Annotated in this window: 13 protein-coding genes; 6 read left to right on the top strand and 7 right to left on the bottom strand. The window is 55.0% G+C overall.

Annotated elements, in window-relative coordinates; translation table 11 throughout:
* Window positions 1-413 precede the first annotated feature (413 nt).
* From CAMM_RS12485 to CAMM_RS12500, 4 genes are all read left to right on the top strand, one after another.
* Window positions 414-2267, top strand: coding sequence for an FAD-dependent monooxygenase (locus CAMM_RS12485; protein ID WP_003846948.1), 1854 nt, complete (start codon window positions 414-416; stop codon window positions 2265-2267).
* 178 nt (window positions 2268-2445) lie between these two features.
* A complete protein-coding gene (locus tag CAMM_RS12490; RefSeq protein WP_040355208.1) occupies window positions 2446-5040 on the top strand; it encodes a YhgE/Pip domain-containing protein in 2595 nt (864 codons plus the stop codon).
* Entirely contained in the window at window positions 5040-7229 is a 2190-nt protein-coding gene (locus CAMM_RS12495) for a YhgE/Pip domain-containing protein (protein WP_003846951.1), read from the top strand. Before CAMM_RS12490 ends, CAMM_RS12495 begins: the two co-directional genes overlap by 1 nt.
* A 48-nt stretch (window positions 7230-7277) precedes the next feature.
* Window positions 7278-7811, top strand: a complete 534-nt coding sequence (locus CAMM_RS12500; RefSeq protein WP_003846952.1) for a type 1 glutamine amidotransferase domain-containing protein — start codon at window positions 7278-7280, stop codon at window positions 7809-7811.
* Here the strand turns inward: CAMM_RS12500 and CAMM_RS12505 are convergent.
* The 4 genes from CAMM_RS12505 to CAMM_RS12520 form a co-directional block, all read right to left on the bottom strand.
* The gene (locus tag CAMM_RS12505) at window positions 7808-8374 is read right to left on the bottom strand and encodes an NADPH-dependent FMN reductase (protein WP_003846953.1); all 567 of its coding nucleotides are present in this window, start codon (window positions 8372-8374) and stop codon (window positions 7808-7810) included. The genes CAMM_RS12500 and CAMM_RS12505 overlap by 4 nt on opposite strands.
* On the bottom strand, window positions 8374-9501 hold the full coding sequence (locus CAMM_RS12510) for an LLM class flavin-dependent oxidoreductase (protein ID WP_197736769.1): 1128 nt from the start codon (window positions 9499-9501) through the stop codon (window positions 8374-8376). Before CAMM_RS12510 ends, CAMM_RS12505 begins: the two co-directional genes overlap by 1 nt.
* Before the next feature lie 432 nt (window positions 9502-9933).
* Window positions 9934-10977, bottom strand: a complete 1044-nt coding sequence (gene hisC / locus CAMM_RS12515) for a histidinol-phosphate transaminase (protein WP_003846958.1) — start codon at window positions 10975-10977, stop codon at window positions 9934-9936.
* 78 nt (window positions 10978-11055) lie between these two features.
* The gene (locus CAMM_RS12520; RefSeq protein WP_003846960.1) at window positions 11056-12726 is read right to left on the bottom strand and encodes an alpha-keto acid decarboxylase family protein; all 1671 of its coding nucleotides are present in this window, start codon (window positions 12724-12726) and stop codon (window positions 11056-11058) included.
* 138 nt (window positions 12727-12864) lie between these two features.
* Here CAMM_RS12520 and CAMM_RS12525 point away from each other — a divergent pair, with 138 nt between their 5' ends.
* Window positions 12865-14154, top strand: a complete 1290-nt coding sequence (locus tag CAMM_RS12525) for a PucR family transcriptional regulator (protein ID WP_232051072.1) — start codon at window positions 12865-12867, stop codon at window positions 14152-14154.
* A 76-nt stretch (window positions 14155-14230) separates the two neighbouring features.
* Here the strand turns inward: CAMM_RS12525 and CAMM_RS12530 are convergent, their stop codons facing one another.
* The 3 genes from CAMM_RS12530 to CAMM_RS12540 are packed head-to-tail and all read right to left on the bottom strand — an operon-like array spanning window position 14231 to window position 16891.
* Entirely contained in the window at window positions 14231-15019 is a 789-nt protein-coding gene (locus CAMM_RS12530) for an ABC transporter ATP-binding protein (protein WP_003846962.1), read from the bottom strand.
* On the bottom strand, window positions 15012-15887 hold the full coding sequence (locus CAMM_RS12535; RefSeq protein ID WP_003846963.1) for an ABC transporter permease: 876 nt from the start codon (window positions 15885-15887) through the stop codon (window positions 15012-15014). Before CAMM_RS12535 ends, CAMM_RS12530 begins: the two co-directional genes overlap by 8 nt.
* Window positions 15884-16891 (bottom strand): ABC transporter substrate-binding protein, encoded by a 1008-nt coding sequence (locus tag CAMM_RS12540; RefSeq protein WP_003846965.1) that lies wholly within the window; start codon window positions 16889-16891, stop codon window positions 15884-15886. The genes CAMM_RS12535 and CAMM_RS12540 overlap by 4 nt, the downstream gene beginning before the upstream one ends.
* A 584-nt stretch (window positions 16892-17475) precedes the next feature.
* Between CAMM_RS12540 and CAMM_RS12545 the strand changes: the two genes are divergently transcribed.
* Window positions 17476-18192, top strand: a complete 717-nt coding sequence (locus tag CAMM_RS12545; RefSeq protein ID WP_040355212.1) for a CPBP family intramembrane glutamic endopeptidase — start codon at window positions 17476-17478, stop codon at window positions 18190-18192.
* The last annotated feature ends 314 nt before the right edge of the window (window positions 18193-18506 follow it).

Here is an 18506-nt window from a genome sequence, read left to right on the forward strand (position 1 = left end):
CCTGCTGGTATCCACATGCGATATCAGCAGGGTTTTTGTTATGGCCGTACTACGGCGCTACGACGCCGCTTTCAAACCCCACGTAAGACGGTAATTTCGCCACTGCAAACGCACTATCCGAGCGCTAAAACATGTGAACCACAACACCGTCGCGCTCCACACGGGAATTCGTGGAAGGTCGGAGATACCAGCGGCTTTGTAAACTAGCCCGGCATTTTCTTCCCCTGTCAGCTAGGCCACTATTGCCCGAAGTCGCAATATCATATATGATTCACGGCATAGGGTCTACGTCACAACCTCGACAATGCTTAGTTAGCAGTCACGTTTGTCGCGTTGAAGTCTCACAAATCATCACACACGGAACACCCCCCCCCGTATAGAGATTTACTCATTTAGCGCTGAAGGAGAGCCACATGCAGTTTCACCACAATGGCTATGTATCTGAAGATCCACGCGTATTGCCCGCCGAGGGCTACGGCGTAGACCGAGAAACAGAGCTTCCAGACGAGATGGATGTGCTCATTGTGGGCTCTGGTCCAGCGGGCATGATTGCCGCTGCACAGCTGTCGATGTTCCCGAATGTCAACACCCGCATCATTGAGCGCCGCCCACACCGTTTGGAACTGGGCCAAGCAGACGGAATCCAGTCCCGTTCCGTGGAGACGTTCCAGGCTTTTGGCTTCGCGACCGAGATCACCGATGAAGCCTATGAGATCGTCGAGATGTCTTTCTGGAACAAGGATCCAGAAAACCCAGACAACATCGTTCGCGGCGCCCGCCCGTTGGATGATGAATTCGGCATTTCTGAATTCCCACACTTGATTGTTAACCAGGCACGCGTTCTGGATTACTTCGCTCGCTTTGCCCAGCAGGGCCCGGCGCGCATTACTCCGGACTTCGGTTGGTCGTTCATTGGCCTCGAAGTAGAAGACGAGGGTGAATACCCAGTTGCCGTCACGGTCGAGGACACCGATGGCAACCAGCGCGTCATTCACGCCAAGTACGTTGTCGGTTGCGATGGTGCACACTCCGCAGTGCGTAAGTCCATCGGCCGCAAGATGGCCGGTGACAAGGCAAACCACGCATGGGGTGTTGCAGACGTCGTGGTAGAAACTGATTTCCCAGATTGGCGCACCAAGGCCGCTATCCACTCCAAGGCAGGCTCGGCGCTGCACATTCCGCGTGAGGGCGGCTACCTCTCCCGCATGTACATTGATCTGGGCGAGGTTCCAGAAGACGATAACCACAATGTGCGTAAGACTTCCGTGGAGACCGTGATCAAGAAGGCGAATGAGATCTACGCGCCTTATAAGATCGACGTCAAGGAAGTTGCTTGGCACTCGGTCTACGAAGTGGGCCACCGCCTCGTTGACGCTTTCCACGATGTTGATGACACCCCACGTGTCTTCCTAACTGGCGATGCCTGCCACACCCACTCGGCCAAGGCCGGCCAGGGCATGAACGTCTCCATTCAGGATGGTTTCAACATTGCGTGGAAGCTCGGCCACGTTCTCGATGGCCGTGCACCAGAAGAACTGCTGTGCACCTACCACGGTGAGCGTCAGCCAGCGGCGCAAAACCTCATTAACTTTGACCGCGAATGGTCCACCTTGATGGCAACCCCGGTTGAAGAACTCGAAGACCCAGAGGCAGTAGAGAAGTACTACGTCGACGCTGAGGAGTTCGCTGCCGGCATGCTCACCGAGTATGCACCGAACCTGATTGTGGCTGAAAACAAGCACCAGGACCTGGCAACCGGGTTCCCCGTCGGCAAGCGCTTCAAGTCGCATGTGGCAACCCGTCGCGCTGATGCCCGCACCTTGCACCTAGGGCACGAGCACTTTGCTGACGGTCGCTACCGCATCTACGTCTTCGCGGATCCCACCGCACCAACTCCGGAGGATCAAAGCTCGCCTGTCGTGCGTTGGTCTGATGCGGTTCGTGAGACCATCGCGAAGTACACCCCAGCGGATGCTGATGAGAATGCCCTGTTTGATATCAAGGTCATCTACCAGCAGCACCACCACACCTATGAGCACGGTGATGCCCCACGCATCTTCCGTCCGCTCAACGGTAAGTACCAGATCACCAACTGGGAAAATGTCTGGAATACCGCCCAGGACAACGATATCTACGAAGCTCGCGGCATCTCCCGCGATGGCGCCGTCGTTATCGTTCGCCCAGACCAGTACGTTGGTGCGGTCTTGCCGTTGGATAAGCCAGAGCTTGTCGATGAATACTTTGCCAACAACCTTATCGCCCGCTAAAAGTTTCGGCGCGACGTTATAGCTGCCTCAAAGTGAGCCACTCCCGCAGCAGGGAAGTGGCTCACTTTTTGTTATCTAAGGCACCCGGAAACCTCATCCGGAAATAATTCACTGAGGAAATTACTTGGAGCGTTTGTCGTGTTTAACAAGGTCAAAAACAGCGAGTAGACTCGCCTGGGTGCGCCAAAGTTGGAAGATTTTTACTCGAGACGTCAAACGCTTAGGGCGTGTGCCTAAAGCCTGGATCATCTTAATTGGCATTTTATTCGTTCCAGCGTTGTATTCCTGGTTCAATGTCGCTGCCTTCTGGGATCCGTATGGAAACACCGAAAATATTAAGGTCAGCGTGGTCAATGAGGATCAAGGCGGTGATTCAGATGTCATCGGACACCTCGACGTCGGCCAGCAAATTACTGAGCAGCTGCAAAACAATGATCAGCTGGGCTGGCAGATTGAAGATGCCGCCACCGCAGAAGACCGGCTCAGACGCGGTGAGACATACGCCAGCATCATTATCCCTGAGGACTTCACCTCGGATCTGCTCGCGATTACCGAAGGCACGTTAACTCGGCCGACATTGGAATACCGGGTGAATGAAAAATCCAGCGCGATTGCTCCGCAGATTACCGACTCCGGCGCCACGGGTGTTGATCAAGCTATTACCTCTGCTCTCAAACAAGAGATTGCCTCCGCAGCAGCGACCACTATTAGTGATGAAGGCAAGTCTTTAGAAGATGCCATCATCAACGCCCGCGATTCCACGAATACTTCCTTTGGCGAAACAGCAGCGAATCTTCGTTCCGCGCGTGGGGGATTGGATGATTTCAAGGCTCGTTTGAGCGAGGCCGAGAACTCCATGACTGGCGCTAAAGATACCGTCGCACAGGTAGACCAAGCACTTGTGGAAGGCCAGGACGCACTCGCACAGGTCCAGGACTTAGCAGCCACGGTGCAAACGGAAATGACCAACTTCACCGACCAGACCACCTCGGCCTTCGTCGATGGCACCACGGCGGTAGCAGAAGGCACCGCAAACGCACGCGCGTCCATCGCGGATATCAATGCCACCTTGCAGCAAACCAGCGGTCGCCTTGACTCCGCGGGCCAACAAACCGGTGATGCCATCCAGGCTGGCGCCGCCGCCATAGAACAGGTTCAAGGCTTGCTCAATGACAGTGCGCTCAGCCCTGAGTTAGCCGCTCCACTGGAAGAAACACTACAACGGTTGGAGGCAGGCAATGCCGCCAGCGAGCGCTTGCTTGATGATGTCACCGGGCTTAACGCCGATGCCGCCGCCACCGTCGACTCTGTCTCTGCAGCCGCAGATGCCATCGATGCCGCCGCGCAAGACACCACCACCGCAACCCAAGCTTTGCGCGATACCGTCGGTGATGGCATCCCAGCGCTCAACAGTGCCTTGAGCAACCTAAGCTCCACCGCTGGGGCTTTCGCGGGCTCGCTCGAAGGACAGCGCGCCACGCTAGGGGAGGCCAACTCGCTTATCGATGGCGTGGTCTCGCAACTAGAATCCACGCGCAGTGCACTCGATGACTTCGACCTCACCCTTGCGGGATTAGAAGACGGCGTCGATGACGTCCGCACGGATATCTTGACGCTTACCGCGACCTCCAACTCCGAAGCACTGCAGACTGTCACCGGCTTGGACGCGGATGATATCGGCTCCTTCTTTGCTTCGCCTGTCACCATTAACAGCGAGCCGGTCTATGAGGTCAATTCCTACGGCTCGTCGATGGCCGGACTCTTTACCAACCTCTCGTTGTGGATTGGTGCCTTCATGCTCATGGTCGTCTTCCGCGTGGAGGTTGATACCGAAGGCTTTAAACGCGTTACCGTTCGCCAAGCCTATGTTGGCCGCTTCATTTTGATGGCCATTATGGTGGCACTACAAGCAATTATTGTTACCAGCGGCAACCTGATTATCGGTGTCCAAACCGTTAATCCTTTCGCGTTCATCGGCACCGCCATCCTTGTCGGTTTGGCCTATCTGAGCATCATCTATGCCTTAGCCTCCACGTTAGGACTCGTGGGTAAATTCGTTGCCGTCCTCCTTGTCATCATGCAGATCCCCGGCGCCTCGGGGCTATATCCCATTGAGCTGATGCCGGGATTTTTCAAAGCGATTTATCCATTCTTGCCATTTTCCTATGGCATCGACGCCTTACGTGAGACCATCGGCGGTTTCTACGGCACCCATTACCTGCAATTTATGTCCATGCTCGCGTTCATGGCCATCGTGGCCTTTTTCTTGGGCGTCTTCCTGCGCCAACGCCTGGGGCATTTCAATGTGGTCTTTAACCGCGAAATGGCGAAAAGCGAGCTTTTCGAATCTGAAAACGTCCAGGTTGTTGGCGATGGTTACCGCTTAGCGGATATTGTCCGCGCCTTGGAAGACCGCGAAGAATTTGCGAGAGGCATTCAGCAAGAAGCTGATCGCTATACCCGCCGCATCCATATCACCGCGGGTATCGGTGTTGTCGGCATCGTCGGGCTTGCCATCGCCGCGTGGGTATTGCCTGATTCCAAGGCGCTGTTGCTCGGCATGTGGACCGCGTGGACTTTGTTGTTGATGGGTCTTGTTATTTCCTTCGACTACATCCGCAAGTCTCTGAAGCAATCGGAAGAAATCGCCAAACTCGACGACGAAACCTTGCAAAAATCCATGTCGGCTCAAGCAGGCGGCCTGCACACCATCGAGGCCACTAGCTCAACTAATAGCGCAGATACGGCAGTAATTCAGGAAGGGGAGAAGTAATGCGTGACGCCCTTTCCGTTATTAAAAATGACTTCTTAAAAGTTCGCCGCAGCGTCATGGCATCCTGCCTGCTGCTCTTTCTCATTCTCATTCCACTGCTGTTTACGTGGTTTAACGTTTTGGCGACCTGGGATCCTTTTGGCAATACTAAAGACCTCAAGATTGCCGTTGCCAGCGATGATGCTGGTTATACCAGTGATTTCTTCCCCATCGAAGTCAACGCCGGGGAACAAGTTCTCTCCCAGCTGCGCGCTAACCAGCAAATGGATTGGGTCATCACCGATACCGATGACGCGTTAGAAGGAACCCGGTCAGGGGAGTACTACGCCTCGATTATCTTGCCGGAATCCTTTAGTACCGACCTGCTGACTTTCTACGCCAATGGTTCTGAGCCTGCAGAAATTGCGCTGCACACCAACGAAAAGAAAAATGCGCTGGCACCCACCATTGCGGACAAAGGTGCGCAGGGACTATCAACAAGCATCTCAGAGACATTTACTCGTACCGTCGGCGATGTTTCTTTGGGGCTTGTGTCATCCTTGTCCGATTTCCTTGATCAGGACGACACCCAAGATGCACTCAATCGCATCGAAGCACGCACTGAAGGCCTGCAATCACAATTACGCAATGGCGCACGTACTGCGCGCACGATGGGGGAGTTGGCGGAATCGACCATCCCATTGGTCGAAAGTGCCCAGCGCATTATCGATGCACCCCTCCCAGAGCTTCCTGAAATCGCAGATAGCGGCGCTGCCGATATCACCGCATCCTCTGATGCCTTAGATGCTGCGCTGTCTGCAACCCGGGAAAGCTACGCGGTAGTGGGAGACCGGATCGATGATCTCTATGACTCCGTCAGTGTTTCACGTGAAACGCGCTCGGCAACTCTGGGGACCCTCGCCGATAATGTGCAGCTCAATATCGACGCCTATAAGGGGCTTAAAGAAACCATCAATGCTGACATTCGACCGGGACTTCCGGCCGAAGCTGCAAGGCTTACGGGACAATTAGATGAAGCCATCGCCGCTCAAGAAAGCGTGCGTGATCGCCTGCGTGCGGCCGCTGACTCCGACAGCCCAGAACGCCCCGACTTCTCCTCCCTAGACCAAGCAGCCAATGCCATTGAGGATGTTCGAAACTCTGGAATCCGCGACCAAATCAGTGAGTTGGGCCAGACCTTGCGGGGCATCGGTGACACCATCGATCTCCCAGAAGGCAACATCCAGCTCAATACTGATTCTCTCTCTGGCGCGAGCGACGCTCTCGACGGCGTTGCCGCGACGTTGGATGAGAACGCGAATAGCCTCAATGACTTACGCAATCGTCTAACCACCGCGGGCGAAACCGGTGACCTTTCCGAGCTCGCCAGCATTGTCGGGGATGACCCAGATGCCTTCGCGCAGGTTTTAGCTGCACCCGTAGAGGTCGACCGCCAAGCTGTGTACCCCGTTGCAAGCTTTGGTGCTGGCATGGCACCGCTGTACACCACGCTCGCGCTGTGGGTTGGCGGCATTCTCGCATCCGTGGCGCTGCGCACCGATGTTGCTGCCCGTCTCATCACACATCGCCCCCGAGCACACAGCGACGATGATAATTTTGACGATTTTGACGACGCTGATGACACTGCCGACGCCGAGGAGGCATCGGAAAGCACTGCTGTTGCAGAGGATAACGACGCTGAAGAGATCGGCCCGCTGGCGAAGTACTTTGGCCGGTATGGCACCTTTGCGTTGATTGGCCTCGCGCAATCCACGCTGTTGACCCTGGGTCTGATTTTCTTCGTCAAGGTTGAACCGGCTCACCCATTCCTGCTGGTCCTTGCCGGCTGGGTCGCCTCGTGCATTTTCATGCTGTTGATCTACGCGCTCACCGTGGCTTTGGGAAATACCGGCAAGGCCTTGGCGGTATTCTTGCTCGTTATCCAGATCTCTAGTGCTGGTGGGTCTTATCCACTGCAGCTTCTCCCGGGCTGGTTCCAAAGCATTAGCCCCTGGTTGCCGGCGACCTACGCGATTGATGCTTTCCGCGGGGCAATTGCTGGCATCTATGAAGCGGACTACTGGATTGCGCTGGGAACGCTGTTGCTATTTATCATGCCCGCGCTGATTCTCGGTGTAGTGCTGCGTAAGCCGTTGGCGAAATACACCTCGAGCCTGAATGAAGCACTGGCGAAAACCAAGATGATGTAGTTAGGCTGGGGGTTGTCAACGAAAAGTCTCCAGCAAGGAGGATTAACAATGGCAAAACTAAGCAACCGAAAAGTAGCAGTTATCGCAACCAATGGCTTCGAGGATTCGGAGCTCACCAGCCCAGTAGACGCAGTGAAGGAAGCTGGCGCTGACGTTACTATTATCTCCACCGAAGCCCAGCCTATTACCGGCAAGAATGGCACCGAGGTGCAGGTAGATACCACCTCAGCGCAGGCTAAGGCAGATGATTTCGATGCCTTGATTCTTCCCGGCGGCACGGGCAATGCCGATAAGATCCGCATGGATGAGGATGCAGTGAAGTTCGTCCAAGATATCTTCGCCGCGGGCAAGCCCACCGGTGTTATCTGCCACGGCGGCTGGATCCTCACCGACGCTGATGTGGTCAAGGGCCGTACACTCACCTCGTTCCCCAGCATTAAGACCGACCTGAAAAACGCCGGCGCTACCTGGGTTGATGAGGAAGTCCACACGGATAATGGGCTCGTTTCTTCCCGCACTCCTGATGATCTCCCAGCATTTAATGCCAAGATCATCGAAGAGTTTGGAGAAGGCAAGCACTAAAAGCCGTACGCCGCGTCTTTTTCTTCCCGGATCTTCTGATAGGTCTGGGTTAACACCACGGTGTCTTCCACTAAGCGATCTAGTCGCTGGAGGACATCGTGGTTTACTATTTCTCCACGCAAGAGATCGGCGCCTTCGACAAAGACATATGGCTGCACAACCTGGGCCTTCATATAAGACACGATGGGCTGCAATTGCTGCCCGAGCACCAGGTAGTGCTTTGCGGAGCCCGCGGTGGCAAACATCCCGACTACCTTGTCGCGAAAAGCATTCGTCGGCAGCACATCAAAGACATTTTTCAATGCCGCGGGGATGGACGCCTGGAAGATGGGCGTGCCAATAACCAGGGCATCAGACTCCATGATCTCACGTGCGATACGGCCAGTATCACCGCTATATTCGGTATAGCTGCGGCCATCAGCAAAGACCATCTCCACTTCCGCCAGATCGATAATCTGCACGTCAATGGTGGAATCATAAGCGGCAAAGGCTTGCTTGAGGTAATCCGAGACCGTCCTGGTTTTAGTGCCGACATTAGACCCTGAAATCACTACGACACGCATTAATTGTTCTCCTCCTGTCCGTCAGATTCCTGCGATTGTTGTGCTGGCGCAGGTTCGCCCGTGTACTTGCGAATTGCCGGAAGAATTTCCTCTCCCAGGACGTCGATCTGCTTCATCACCTCTGCAAATGGCATCCCGCCGAAATCAATTTGCCCGATGTATCGCTGGTGGCCGAAGACCTCATACTGATGCAAGAGCTTTTCGATGACCTCCTGCGCACTTCCCATATTCGCAATACTTGCGGGATCGACGTTTTGGGCAAAGAGCTGCTTGGGCATGCCTTGGCCATTGATGCGCATCATGCCTTCATTGATATGCCGGTAAGTATTTTGCAGTGCCTTCTGCGAGGTCTCCGCAACGTGGAAAAAGCCCGCGGTGGCAATCGGCAGCGTTGCAGCATCATAACCAGCATGCTCGGCTGCCTGGCGGTAGGCATCAACCGTGCGGCTAAAGATAGACGTGGTGCCTCCAAGATGCGCCATGACCATCGGGACACCGGCAAGACCTGCCTGAACCGCACTTCCTGGGGCGCCACCCACAGCGCGCCAGATGCGCAGACGGTCTTCGGTGGGACGAGGAATCACCTCGGCATCGTTAAGCGGTGCGCGGAACTGCCCCGACCACGTCACGGACTCTTCCCGGTTGATCTGCAAGAGCAGTTCCAGCTTTTCCTCGTAGAGCTCTTCATAATCACGCAGGTCATAACCCAGCAACTCGAAAAGTCCCACGCGTGATGCCCGGCCGGCGACCAGTTCAATCCGGCCATCGGAAATGAGATCCAAGGTGGAGAAATTCTCATACACCCGCACCGGATCAGACGTACTAATAATCGTAGAAGAACTACCAATGCGCATGGTGGAGGTGGCCTGCGCGATGGCACCTAAAATGACCGCGTGTGCTTGGGACGCAAAGTATTCTTGGTGGGATTCACCGAGCCCGAAATAATCCAACCCGGCCTGCTCGGCAGCCTGCGCGTAGCGAATGAATTCCTGGACCCGCTCCTTCGCACTAACCCGCGAGCCATCGTTAGGATTGGGGAGATGATCGCCCAGGGTATAAATTCCAATTTCTAGGCCTTTCGAATTATCAAAGCCGAATTCCTGCATCTGGTTTAAAGAGTCCGCCACGGCGCGTCCTTACTAGTTGTTTTGGGTTTAATTACTACCCCTGACAACCACCAATAACGTGGAAGTATTCCTCAAAAACACCAACTAGGTGACACATCACTAAGACGCTTCTGGTTTCTTCCCGATGCTGCTTTAGTAATAACAAAAGGCCGCCACCCACACCTTGGAAAGAGATGGCGTGACAGCCACGAAGAGACCAGCCAATTCATTAATGGTTGTTCCAACTCGCGCTAGTGCCTGATCCGCAGTCACCAAACCACCAATTGCGGTTCTCACCGAGAGCGAGGTTCTAGCCATTCTCACTCTTGCCAGCCTGGTTCGCGAACGGAATGCGCACTGTTGGCAATAAAAGCAGGTGGGTGCACGGTAATGTATCCGTACACCCACCTATGTGAGACGAAACTTTAGCATTAAAAGAAAGCTTCTGCGGCGCTATGACTTGATAGCTTCAAATGCTTTCAGCAGAACATCTGTTTCCTCAACCGTGGTGGTGGAAATTCGCACGCCTTCGGGGAAAGCGCGGACTAGCACTCCCTGTTCGGCAAACTTGGCAGCCACATCCAGTGGTGGCAAAGGGAGAGCAGCAGCCGGGAGCCACACAAAGTTGGCTTCCGAGGAAACCGCACCCCAGTCCGCGAAGGCCTCGGCGATGCGCTCGCGAGCGATCACAGCTTCATCGATACGCTCTTTGAGCTCTTCTTTAGCATCTAGGGCTGCTAAAGCGCCGGCCTGCGCAATCGAGTTCACCGAGAAAGGAATGGCGACTTTATTAATGGCATCGATGATGGAGCGGGGACCGAAGGCGTAACCCACGCGTGCCCCGGCTAGGCCATAGGCCTTGGAGAAGGTACGCAGCCCAACAACGTTGTCATATTTAGCGATGACATCCGTGCCCACCGGTTGGCTCTCGGCGCGGTTGTATTCAAAATAGGCTTCATCCAGACCAACGACGACATTATCCGGGACCTTCGCCATGAAGGCTTCAAATTCTTCATTACTAATGGTCGTGCCCGAAGGATTATTTGGGTTACAGATAAACACCAAGCTGGTCTTATCCGTAATTGCGGCCGCCAAACCATCCATGTCCAAGCTTTGCTCAGCTGTTAATTCCACTGGAACTGGGGTTGCGCCAACGACCTGCGCAAAGATGGGGTAGGCCTCGAAGCTGCGCCACGGGAAGACCACTTCATTATCGGCCGTAGTGGTTGCGTGCACCAGCTGCTGGCAAAGCGCGGAGGAACCCGTGCCCACTGCGGTTTGCTCAAAGTCCACGCCTAAGTACTTGGATAACGCTGTGCGTAGTTCTACCGCACCCATATCCGGGTACCGGTTAACGCCGGTGGCTGCCTCAGCCATAGCCTTGGCTACTGCTGGCAAGGGGGCGTAGGAAGACTCATTGGATGACAGCTTGACGGCGTCATCCATGCGTGCGCCGGGTACGTAGGCCGGAAGGTTATCCAGATCTGGACGAATCATTATCTATAGCTACCTATTCTTTGTTTCTATCTGCCGCGGAACAATCTTCATCCTAGTCCGCGGACAATGGATCCCATCTTATGGATTGCGAGGACCGCGTGGGCCGAAGTCGAAGTCAGCGGTCATAGGGCCAAAGGCCTTAAGTCCCGCAGGTGCATCTTCGGCGTCCAAATGAACCTCGAGGAAAGCGCCTGCATCCGTGGCGTTGATCTTCTCCAGCGCGTCTTCTAGCTCACCTTCGGTACGCGCTTGGTAGGAAACCATGGTGGTATCGGGGACGAATACCTTGGGCAGCTCTGCGTACTGCCAGTTCGCGATATCGTTGTACTTTTCATTCATGCCCAGGATGTAGCGCTCGATGGTGTAGCCCTGGTTGTTGACTAGGACAATGATGGGCTTGAGATCTTCTCGCAGGATGGTGGAGAGCTCTTGCGCAGTGAGCTGGAAGGATCCGTCGCCAATAAAGAGCACATGGCGGCGCTGACGGTTAGCTAGCATGCTGCCCAAAAGCGCAGGCAGGGTAAAGCCAATCGCGCCCCAGATAGGGGAGTTGATATAACGCGCACCCTGCGGCAAACGCTCCGGGGTCAGGCCGATGTGAGAAGTACCCGCTTCAGCGATGACCGTGTCATCATCTTCCAAAAAGCGGATAAACCGTGGCCACATGCGTGCATGGGTCAATGGTGCTTGGGCATCAACGTCCCAGTCGCCGTAGACAAATGGTTCCTTTTTCTTCTTGCGGGAAGTCTTGGTGCGGGCGATGAGGGCATCGAGAAGCTCCAGCGTATTAATGCCGACGAAGAACTCTCCGCCGACGTTGACGTGCTGGTCACCTAAGTTGATGATTGCCTCATCCGGCAGGTGGTGGGTAAAAGATCCGGAGTTGACCTCGATAAAGCGGGGGTTGGTGGTAAAGAGCAGGTCAGAAGATTCCACAATTTCTTGGACTCCCGGCGCGGATGCCTTGCCGTTATAGGAGCCGAGGAATAGCCCATCGCGCTCGGAGAGCACGCCCTTGCCGGAGGTTAGCTGCGAATAGGGAATCTGCAGCTTATCCACCAGGGTGCGGAATTTCTCCGTAAAGCCATGGCGGTCGGTGTCTTGATCAAAAAGGAAAACCGGATTCTTTGCCTCCGCGATACGCTCCAGCACGCGCGTTACAGCCGCTTCGAGGCGCTCGGCATCCGATCCGGGAAGCTGCGTGCTCAATGGCTCATCCGGTGCTTCAATTTCCAAGTGCGTGATATCAGAAGGGATCTGGATGTGCACCGGACGCTTTTCGCGCAGGCAAATGTGCAAGGCGCGATCCATCTCTTCGACCACATTCATCGGAGTCACGCGCACCGCAGCACCCGTAAAGGGCACGATGGCTTCAAGCATGTTTTCAAAGTCACCATCAGCCAACGAGTGGTGCAGGTTCCACCGGTATTCCGTGGAGTACAGCGGGGGAGAGCCTGCCAAAGACACCATGGGCACGTGCTCAGCGCGCGCGCCGGCAATGCCGTTTAAAGCAGACAGCTCACCCACGCCATAGGTGGTCAGCAATGCGCCCACCCCAGACTGCCGGCCATAGCCATCAGCAGCATAGGCGGCGTTGAGCTCATTACAAGCTCCCACAAATTCAATGTCGTCGGCCTCATTGATCTGCTCAATAAAGCTCAAATTGAAATCACCCGGCACGCCGATGATGTGCTTGATGCCCAGTTCTTTCAACCGGTTGATAATAAATTCGCCCACGGTAGTGCGCATTGTTCGTACCTCCACGAGATTGAGAAATATGCCTTGAATGCTTCGCTACTATCATTGTGCTTCACATCACTTTCAAAGTCACTAGACAAAGCGGGCGAATTTCTTCGACAAATGTCGAAATATGCCACAATCAAATGCATGGAACCTTCACCGATGGAGCAGCCTCACAGTGCACAGCCACGAGCAGCGCAGTTAGGCCAGATTCAATCACTCGTGGATGAGCTGGCCAGCGTCCTGCAGCGCTCAGTCCAGGTTGATACCCCGGCCTTCTATGCCTTTTGCTCCAGCCCGCAATACGGCGAAGTGGACAATGCACGTGTCTTTAACGTCCTTCACCGTGAGCCCAACCCCGAGCCCATCCCGTGGCTGGTAGAAAACGGCGTCCAGGATTCCCGCGAACCTGTGCGTCTTCCCGCGCATGAAGAATTCGATCTCCTCCCGCGCCTGTGCGTTCCATTGTGGGAAGGGGAGCGGCTGTGCGGACACATTTGGGTTATTGACTCACCGAGTTTGAACCGCTCCGACTTGGAGACCATCACCGCGTACCGCCAACCGATTATCGATCTCATGGCCGTGCGCGATGAAGCAATCGTACGACGCGTAGCCGAAATGCGCGAGCTAACCCGCGATGTCACCTTGGGCCTCGACGGCTCGGTCGCGCAGGCGGTGGACAATAATTTACTTCCACGCCGCGGTGTCATTCGCGTCCATCAGCTCACCATCCGCGAGGCCACGCAGTCATCGGACACCGCAATCAGTACCTTCGACAAGGCACCACCCAAAACGTCGACGGATGCTCCGGCCGATGCGCCAGGTGACGCTCCAGCAGATGCTCCAGAACGATTAATGCTGGAGCTCTTGCGCTTTCGGCGCCGCAGCCCGTTCCTCGTTACTGACACCCACGACGGGCTGACCATCATTGAACGTCCGGAGAACCAGGAAGCGTCGCAGTCGCTTTTCGATGCCCTCCAGGCCGCCGCCGTCGCCGTCGGCGCCCACATTGTTTCACGTGGAACATCGACAATGAACGAGCTGAGTGGTGCTCGCAATTCCGCCCGGCGCGCGATGTTCATGGCGACGGTGGCGGCGCTGCAAGGGATTCCGTCGCTGGCGTGGGAAGAAGCTGGCGCATGGCGCCTGCTGCTGGGATGGGAACTTACCCCAGCGACCGTCAACGCATTATCACCCGCGGCGAGCACGTTGCTAGCAGAAGGCTCGCGCTCGTTATGGACGACCGTGCTGGAGTATCTAGACAATGCCCGCAATGTCACCGCAACCGCAGAAAAGCTCTTTATCCACCGGGCCACCTTGCACTACCGTCTAGAAAAGGTGCGGTCTATCGTGGCCGAAGGCGTGCTCGATGACGGCTGGGAGTGCACGTGCCTGCATGCTGCTTTGCGCCTGCACGCTGTGTTGGAGAAGAGCTGACATAGAAAAATCCAGTCTCCTTATTTCACCACCGTGCGGCGCCGGAAGGAGACTGGATTTGAATGTACCAAGCGCGCTACTGCAGCAGAGCACGGTCGGAGGTAGCACCCTTAATTTTGGCGAACTCCGACATGAGGTCTTGCACGGTTAGCTTCTTTTTATCTGCTTCTGAGGCTTCATAAATGATCATGCCGTCGTGCATCATAATCAGCCGGTTGCCCACCTGGATAGCTTGTGCCATATTGTGCGTGACCATCAAGGTGGTCAGGTTGCCCTGGGCAACAATGCGTTCGGTCAAAGTAGTAACCAGCTCCGCGCGCTGTGGGTCCAGCGCGGCGGTGTGCTCATCCAAGAGCATGACATCGGGGTTGGTAAACCCAGCCATCAGCAGGCTCAGCGCTTGTCGCTGACCACCGGAGAGCAGGCCGACTTTCGAGCCTATGCGATCTTCGAGACCCAACTCCAATGTGGCTAGCTGTTCCCGGAAGAAGGAACGACGCTTGGAATTCAACCCCAAGGACAACCCACGCCTTTTGCCGCGCAGATACGCCAAGGATAGGTTTTCTTCAATGGTCAGGTTCGGTGCCGTTCCGGCCATGGGGTCTTGAAAGACGCGACCGACTACTTTGGCGCGTTTATGCTCCGGTTGTCGGGCGACATTTTTACCTTCGATGGAAATAGTGCCGGAATCCACGATCAGCCGGCCTGAGATCGAGTTGAGCAAAGTGGATTTGCCGGCGCCATTAGATCCGATCACCGTGACGAAATCGCCGGGAGCAAGGTCGAGGGAGACATCGATAAGCGCCTTGCGTTCGTTTGCTGTGCCGGGGAAGAAGGTCTTGGAAATATTGTCGATTTTAAGCATTGGCTACCTTCCTTCCAGCCACCTTCGGGGCCCTGCCCGTGAGCTTGGGCAACAAGAGTGCTGCGATAACAAGCACGGCGGTAATCAACTTCATGTCATTCGGGTTCAAGCCGACTGTGAGCGCAACGTAGATGATCAGGCGATAGAGGATAGAGCCGAGGGCAACAGAGCCGACGACCAACCACAAACGACGCTGTGGAATCACCGCTTGGCCCACGATGACAGAAGCCAAGCCCACCAGGATAAGACCAACGCCCATGGAAATATCGGCGAAACCCTGGAACTGCGCAATGAGCGCGCCACACAGGCCGACCAAGCCGTTGGATAGCGCCAGAGTCAAAGTCTTGGTGAAGTCAGTGGAGACACCGAAGGAGGTAATCATCTGCTGATTATCACCGGTTGCACGCAGGGCCAAGCCTAAGTCGGTGGAGAGAAACCACACGATAAGCGCTACGAGTACAGCCGCGCCGACACCCAACATGCCCACGCCCACCCAGGTGCCCATGATGTTATCGAGTGGGGTAAACACGGAGTCTTGACTCAGCAGCGGAATATTCGCGCCGCCCATAATGCGCAGGTTGATAGACCACAGCCCAATCATGGTCAAAATACCGGCGAGCAAGCCATCAATCTTGCCCTTGGTGTGTAGAAGTCCCGTGATAATGCCAGCGATGAATCCGGCAATAAAGCCCACGCCGGTGGCAAGGAACGGGTTGACTCCGTTGGTAATGAGCACGCCAGCGGCAGCAGCGCCGGTGGTAAAGCTGCCGTCGACGGTCAGGTCAGGAAAATCTAGAACTCGGAAGGTGAGATAAACGCCTATGGCCATCACGGCGTAGAGGAGTCCGAGCTCAACCGCACCGATCATACGGTCTCAGCTTCTTCCATAATCGCCTCTGGGATCTCAATACCCTGGGCCTCAGCTGCCTCTGGGTTGACCACGTAGGTAAATTCCTTCGCGCTTTCAACCGGCGTGGAGGCAGGGTCTTCACCATCTTGAAGGATGCGTAGCGCCATCTCACCGGTCTGGCGGCCGAGTTGTTCGTAGTCAATGCCCAAGGTTGCTGCCGCACCGCCTTCGACGGTGCCGGCCTCAGCGCCGATAACAGGAATCTGCTCGTCATTAGCCACGTTGATCAACGAGGAAATGCCGGAGACCACCATGTTGTCTGTGGGCACATAGAGCGCGTCGACATCGCCAAGCGCTTGCACTGCCTGCGGAATCTCTGTGACAGAGGTAACGGTCTGGCTGGTGACATCCATGTCGGACTCACCAGCCACAGACGTCAGCTCATCAACTTGGACCTGGGAGTTGACCTCGCCCGAGGCATAGACCACACCAATGGTCTTGACATCCGGTACCAGCTCCTTGAGCAAATCCACCTGATCCTCAATCGGGGCGATATCAGAAGTACCGGTGACATTGGCACCTGGCGCGTCATTCGACTCCACCAGTTCCGCGGCTTCCGGGTCCGTGACGGCAGTAAATAGGAGAGGAGCGTCCTTAATGGACTGCGCCATGGCCTGCGCCGCTGGGGTGGCAATAGCCAAGTAGAGGTCATGATCGGCATTGGCCATTTGCTGGGCGATGGTCACCGCCGTTCCCTGCTCACCATTGGCGTTTTGTTCATCCCATTCCACGTCCACGCCGGCATCTTCAAACGCCGCTTTGAAACCCGCCGCACTGGCATCCAATGCTGGGTGCTGGACAAGTTGGTTGATGCCGATGGAGTAGCTATCGGCGCCGCCTTCACCATCAGCAGCGCTGTCGCCGCTTTCCGTTGAACAGCCCGCCAACACTAAAGCCGCTGCCGATACCGCGGCAAGCACCGCTTTACCGCGAGAAGGTGTAGAGAAACGAATGTGGGTCATGTGAGAGCTTCCTTATGCGTCGAAGGGAGGTCACAGAGAAATGTTCACCATGCAAGATTTACTGAAACCACGTGAAACAATTCCCTATGCAAAATCAGTAAGGTAGTTCTAAACCTAGCGGTTAAGCAGGGGTTTCAATACAGATTCCGCAAAGTATTTACACACCACGACGGGCCCAATACACCCATTGCGTAATGCAAGTCACATAACACGCAGCTCATAGCTATGTCACTGTTTTATTCACGAACCACATTAACTGTCTTAATGGTCGGTAAGTTACCGTAAACCCAACCCCAACCGGGGGTATTTTAGCTGTGAGAGCTAGCACCACTCACCGAGAACTAGGGCATTGCAGATTTAGGTTTCGCACCGGCATTTGGTGTACGTCCCGAGAATCAACTGGGCAGGGGAGTTGTCTACTGGATTGCGTCAGCCAAGCGTCCTCCCAAACGCTCCAGTGTGTCGGTGTTCAGAGATCTGCTCTATAGCACTATTCCCGTTACGGTGAAAACGCCACAAACTCTCCTGACACTGGACGACATCGATATCAGTTCGCCATATGGCCAGACAAGAAAGGGACAAGCGTGAATCAAGACACCGTAAATTATGCCGGTTTTACTCCGCGCCCATCTCGATCCCACCTCGCGTGGGCTATCGCAATCATGGCAGCGGTCTTACTGGGAGCAGCTATCTTTGGATTGATCTTTGGTTATGTAGCTAAATCCACCGGCGGTCCAGCTTCGGATTTGATCACACTAGGCACAGTTGGCGGTGCAGCTATTGCTGGCTGCGCTGTTCTATATTTCGGTTTTGTCCGTCGTTGCAGGTGGGGCTGGAAAGAGTTGGGTTTTGTTCGTCCTACTCATTCGCTCTGGCATTTAATTTGGTGGATCCCTGCCACGGTTGCAGCCGGCGGTATCGGTGCAATGCTCATTGGCACGGCAATGGGCCTGAGCCCAAACGGCGACAGCACGGAGAGTGCTGGTCTTAGTCTGGGCATCGCTGCGCGCGTGGTAATTCTCCTTGGCACGGTGGTCCTTGTGCCGCTTATCGAAGAAATTGCTTTCCGGCGCGTGTTAATGGATTGGCTTGATACGCGATTTCCTACTCGGGCTGCAGCGGTAGCCACGACGGTTATTTTTACCGTCATGCACTTTTCACCAGTCATGATGGTCTACGTTATATTTCTGGGCACCTCTTTGATTCTTGCACGGCTATGGTTCCAAAGCTTGTGGGGATCTTTTCTTGTTCACGCTGCAAATAATGCGCTCGTCACGGGAATTGCCTTGTTAGCACTGTAATTTTCAAAAGACCCTTAGTGGTTGAACTCGGCATCAAGAATTAAATTCGGGATCCAGATCCCATTTGTTGGAAGGTAGTGCTACAGTGTTCCTCATGAAGAACTTAAGTCCCCTGAACAACTGGTGGTGGCGCGCGTAAACCGCGGGCCTTCTTAAGCTTCTTTCATTCAAGCTTTTCCCAGAACAACGGCTCGCAGTGTTGCGGGCCTTTTTGTTGTCTTCATGGGACAACTAACCGGCGTAGACCGCGGCACTGAAGAGTTAATAACAATCCTTAACCTTTAAAAACACAGTCGCGAAAGACAGATAAACGC

The organism is Corynebacterium ammoniagenes DSM 20306 (assembly GCF_001941425.1).
Lineage (GTDB): Bacteria > Actinomycetota > Actinomycetes > Mycobacteriales > Mycobacteriaceae > Corynebacterium > Corynebacterium ammoniagenes.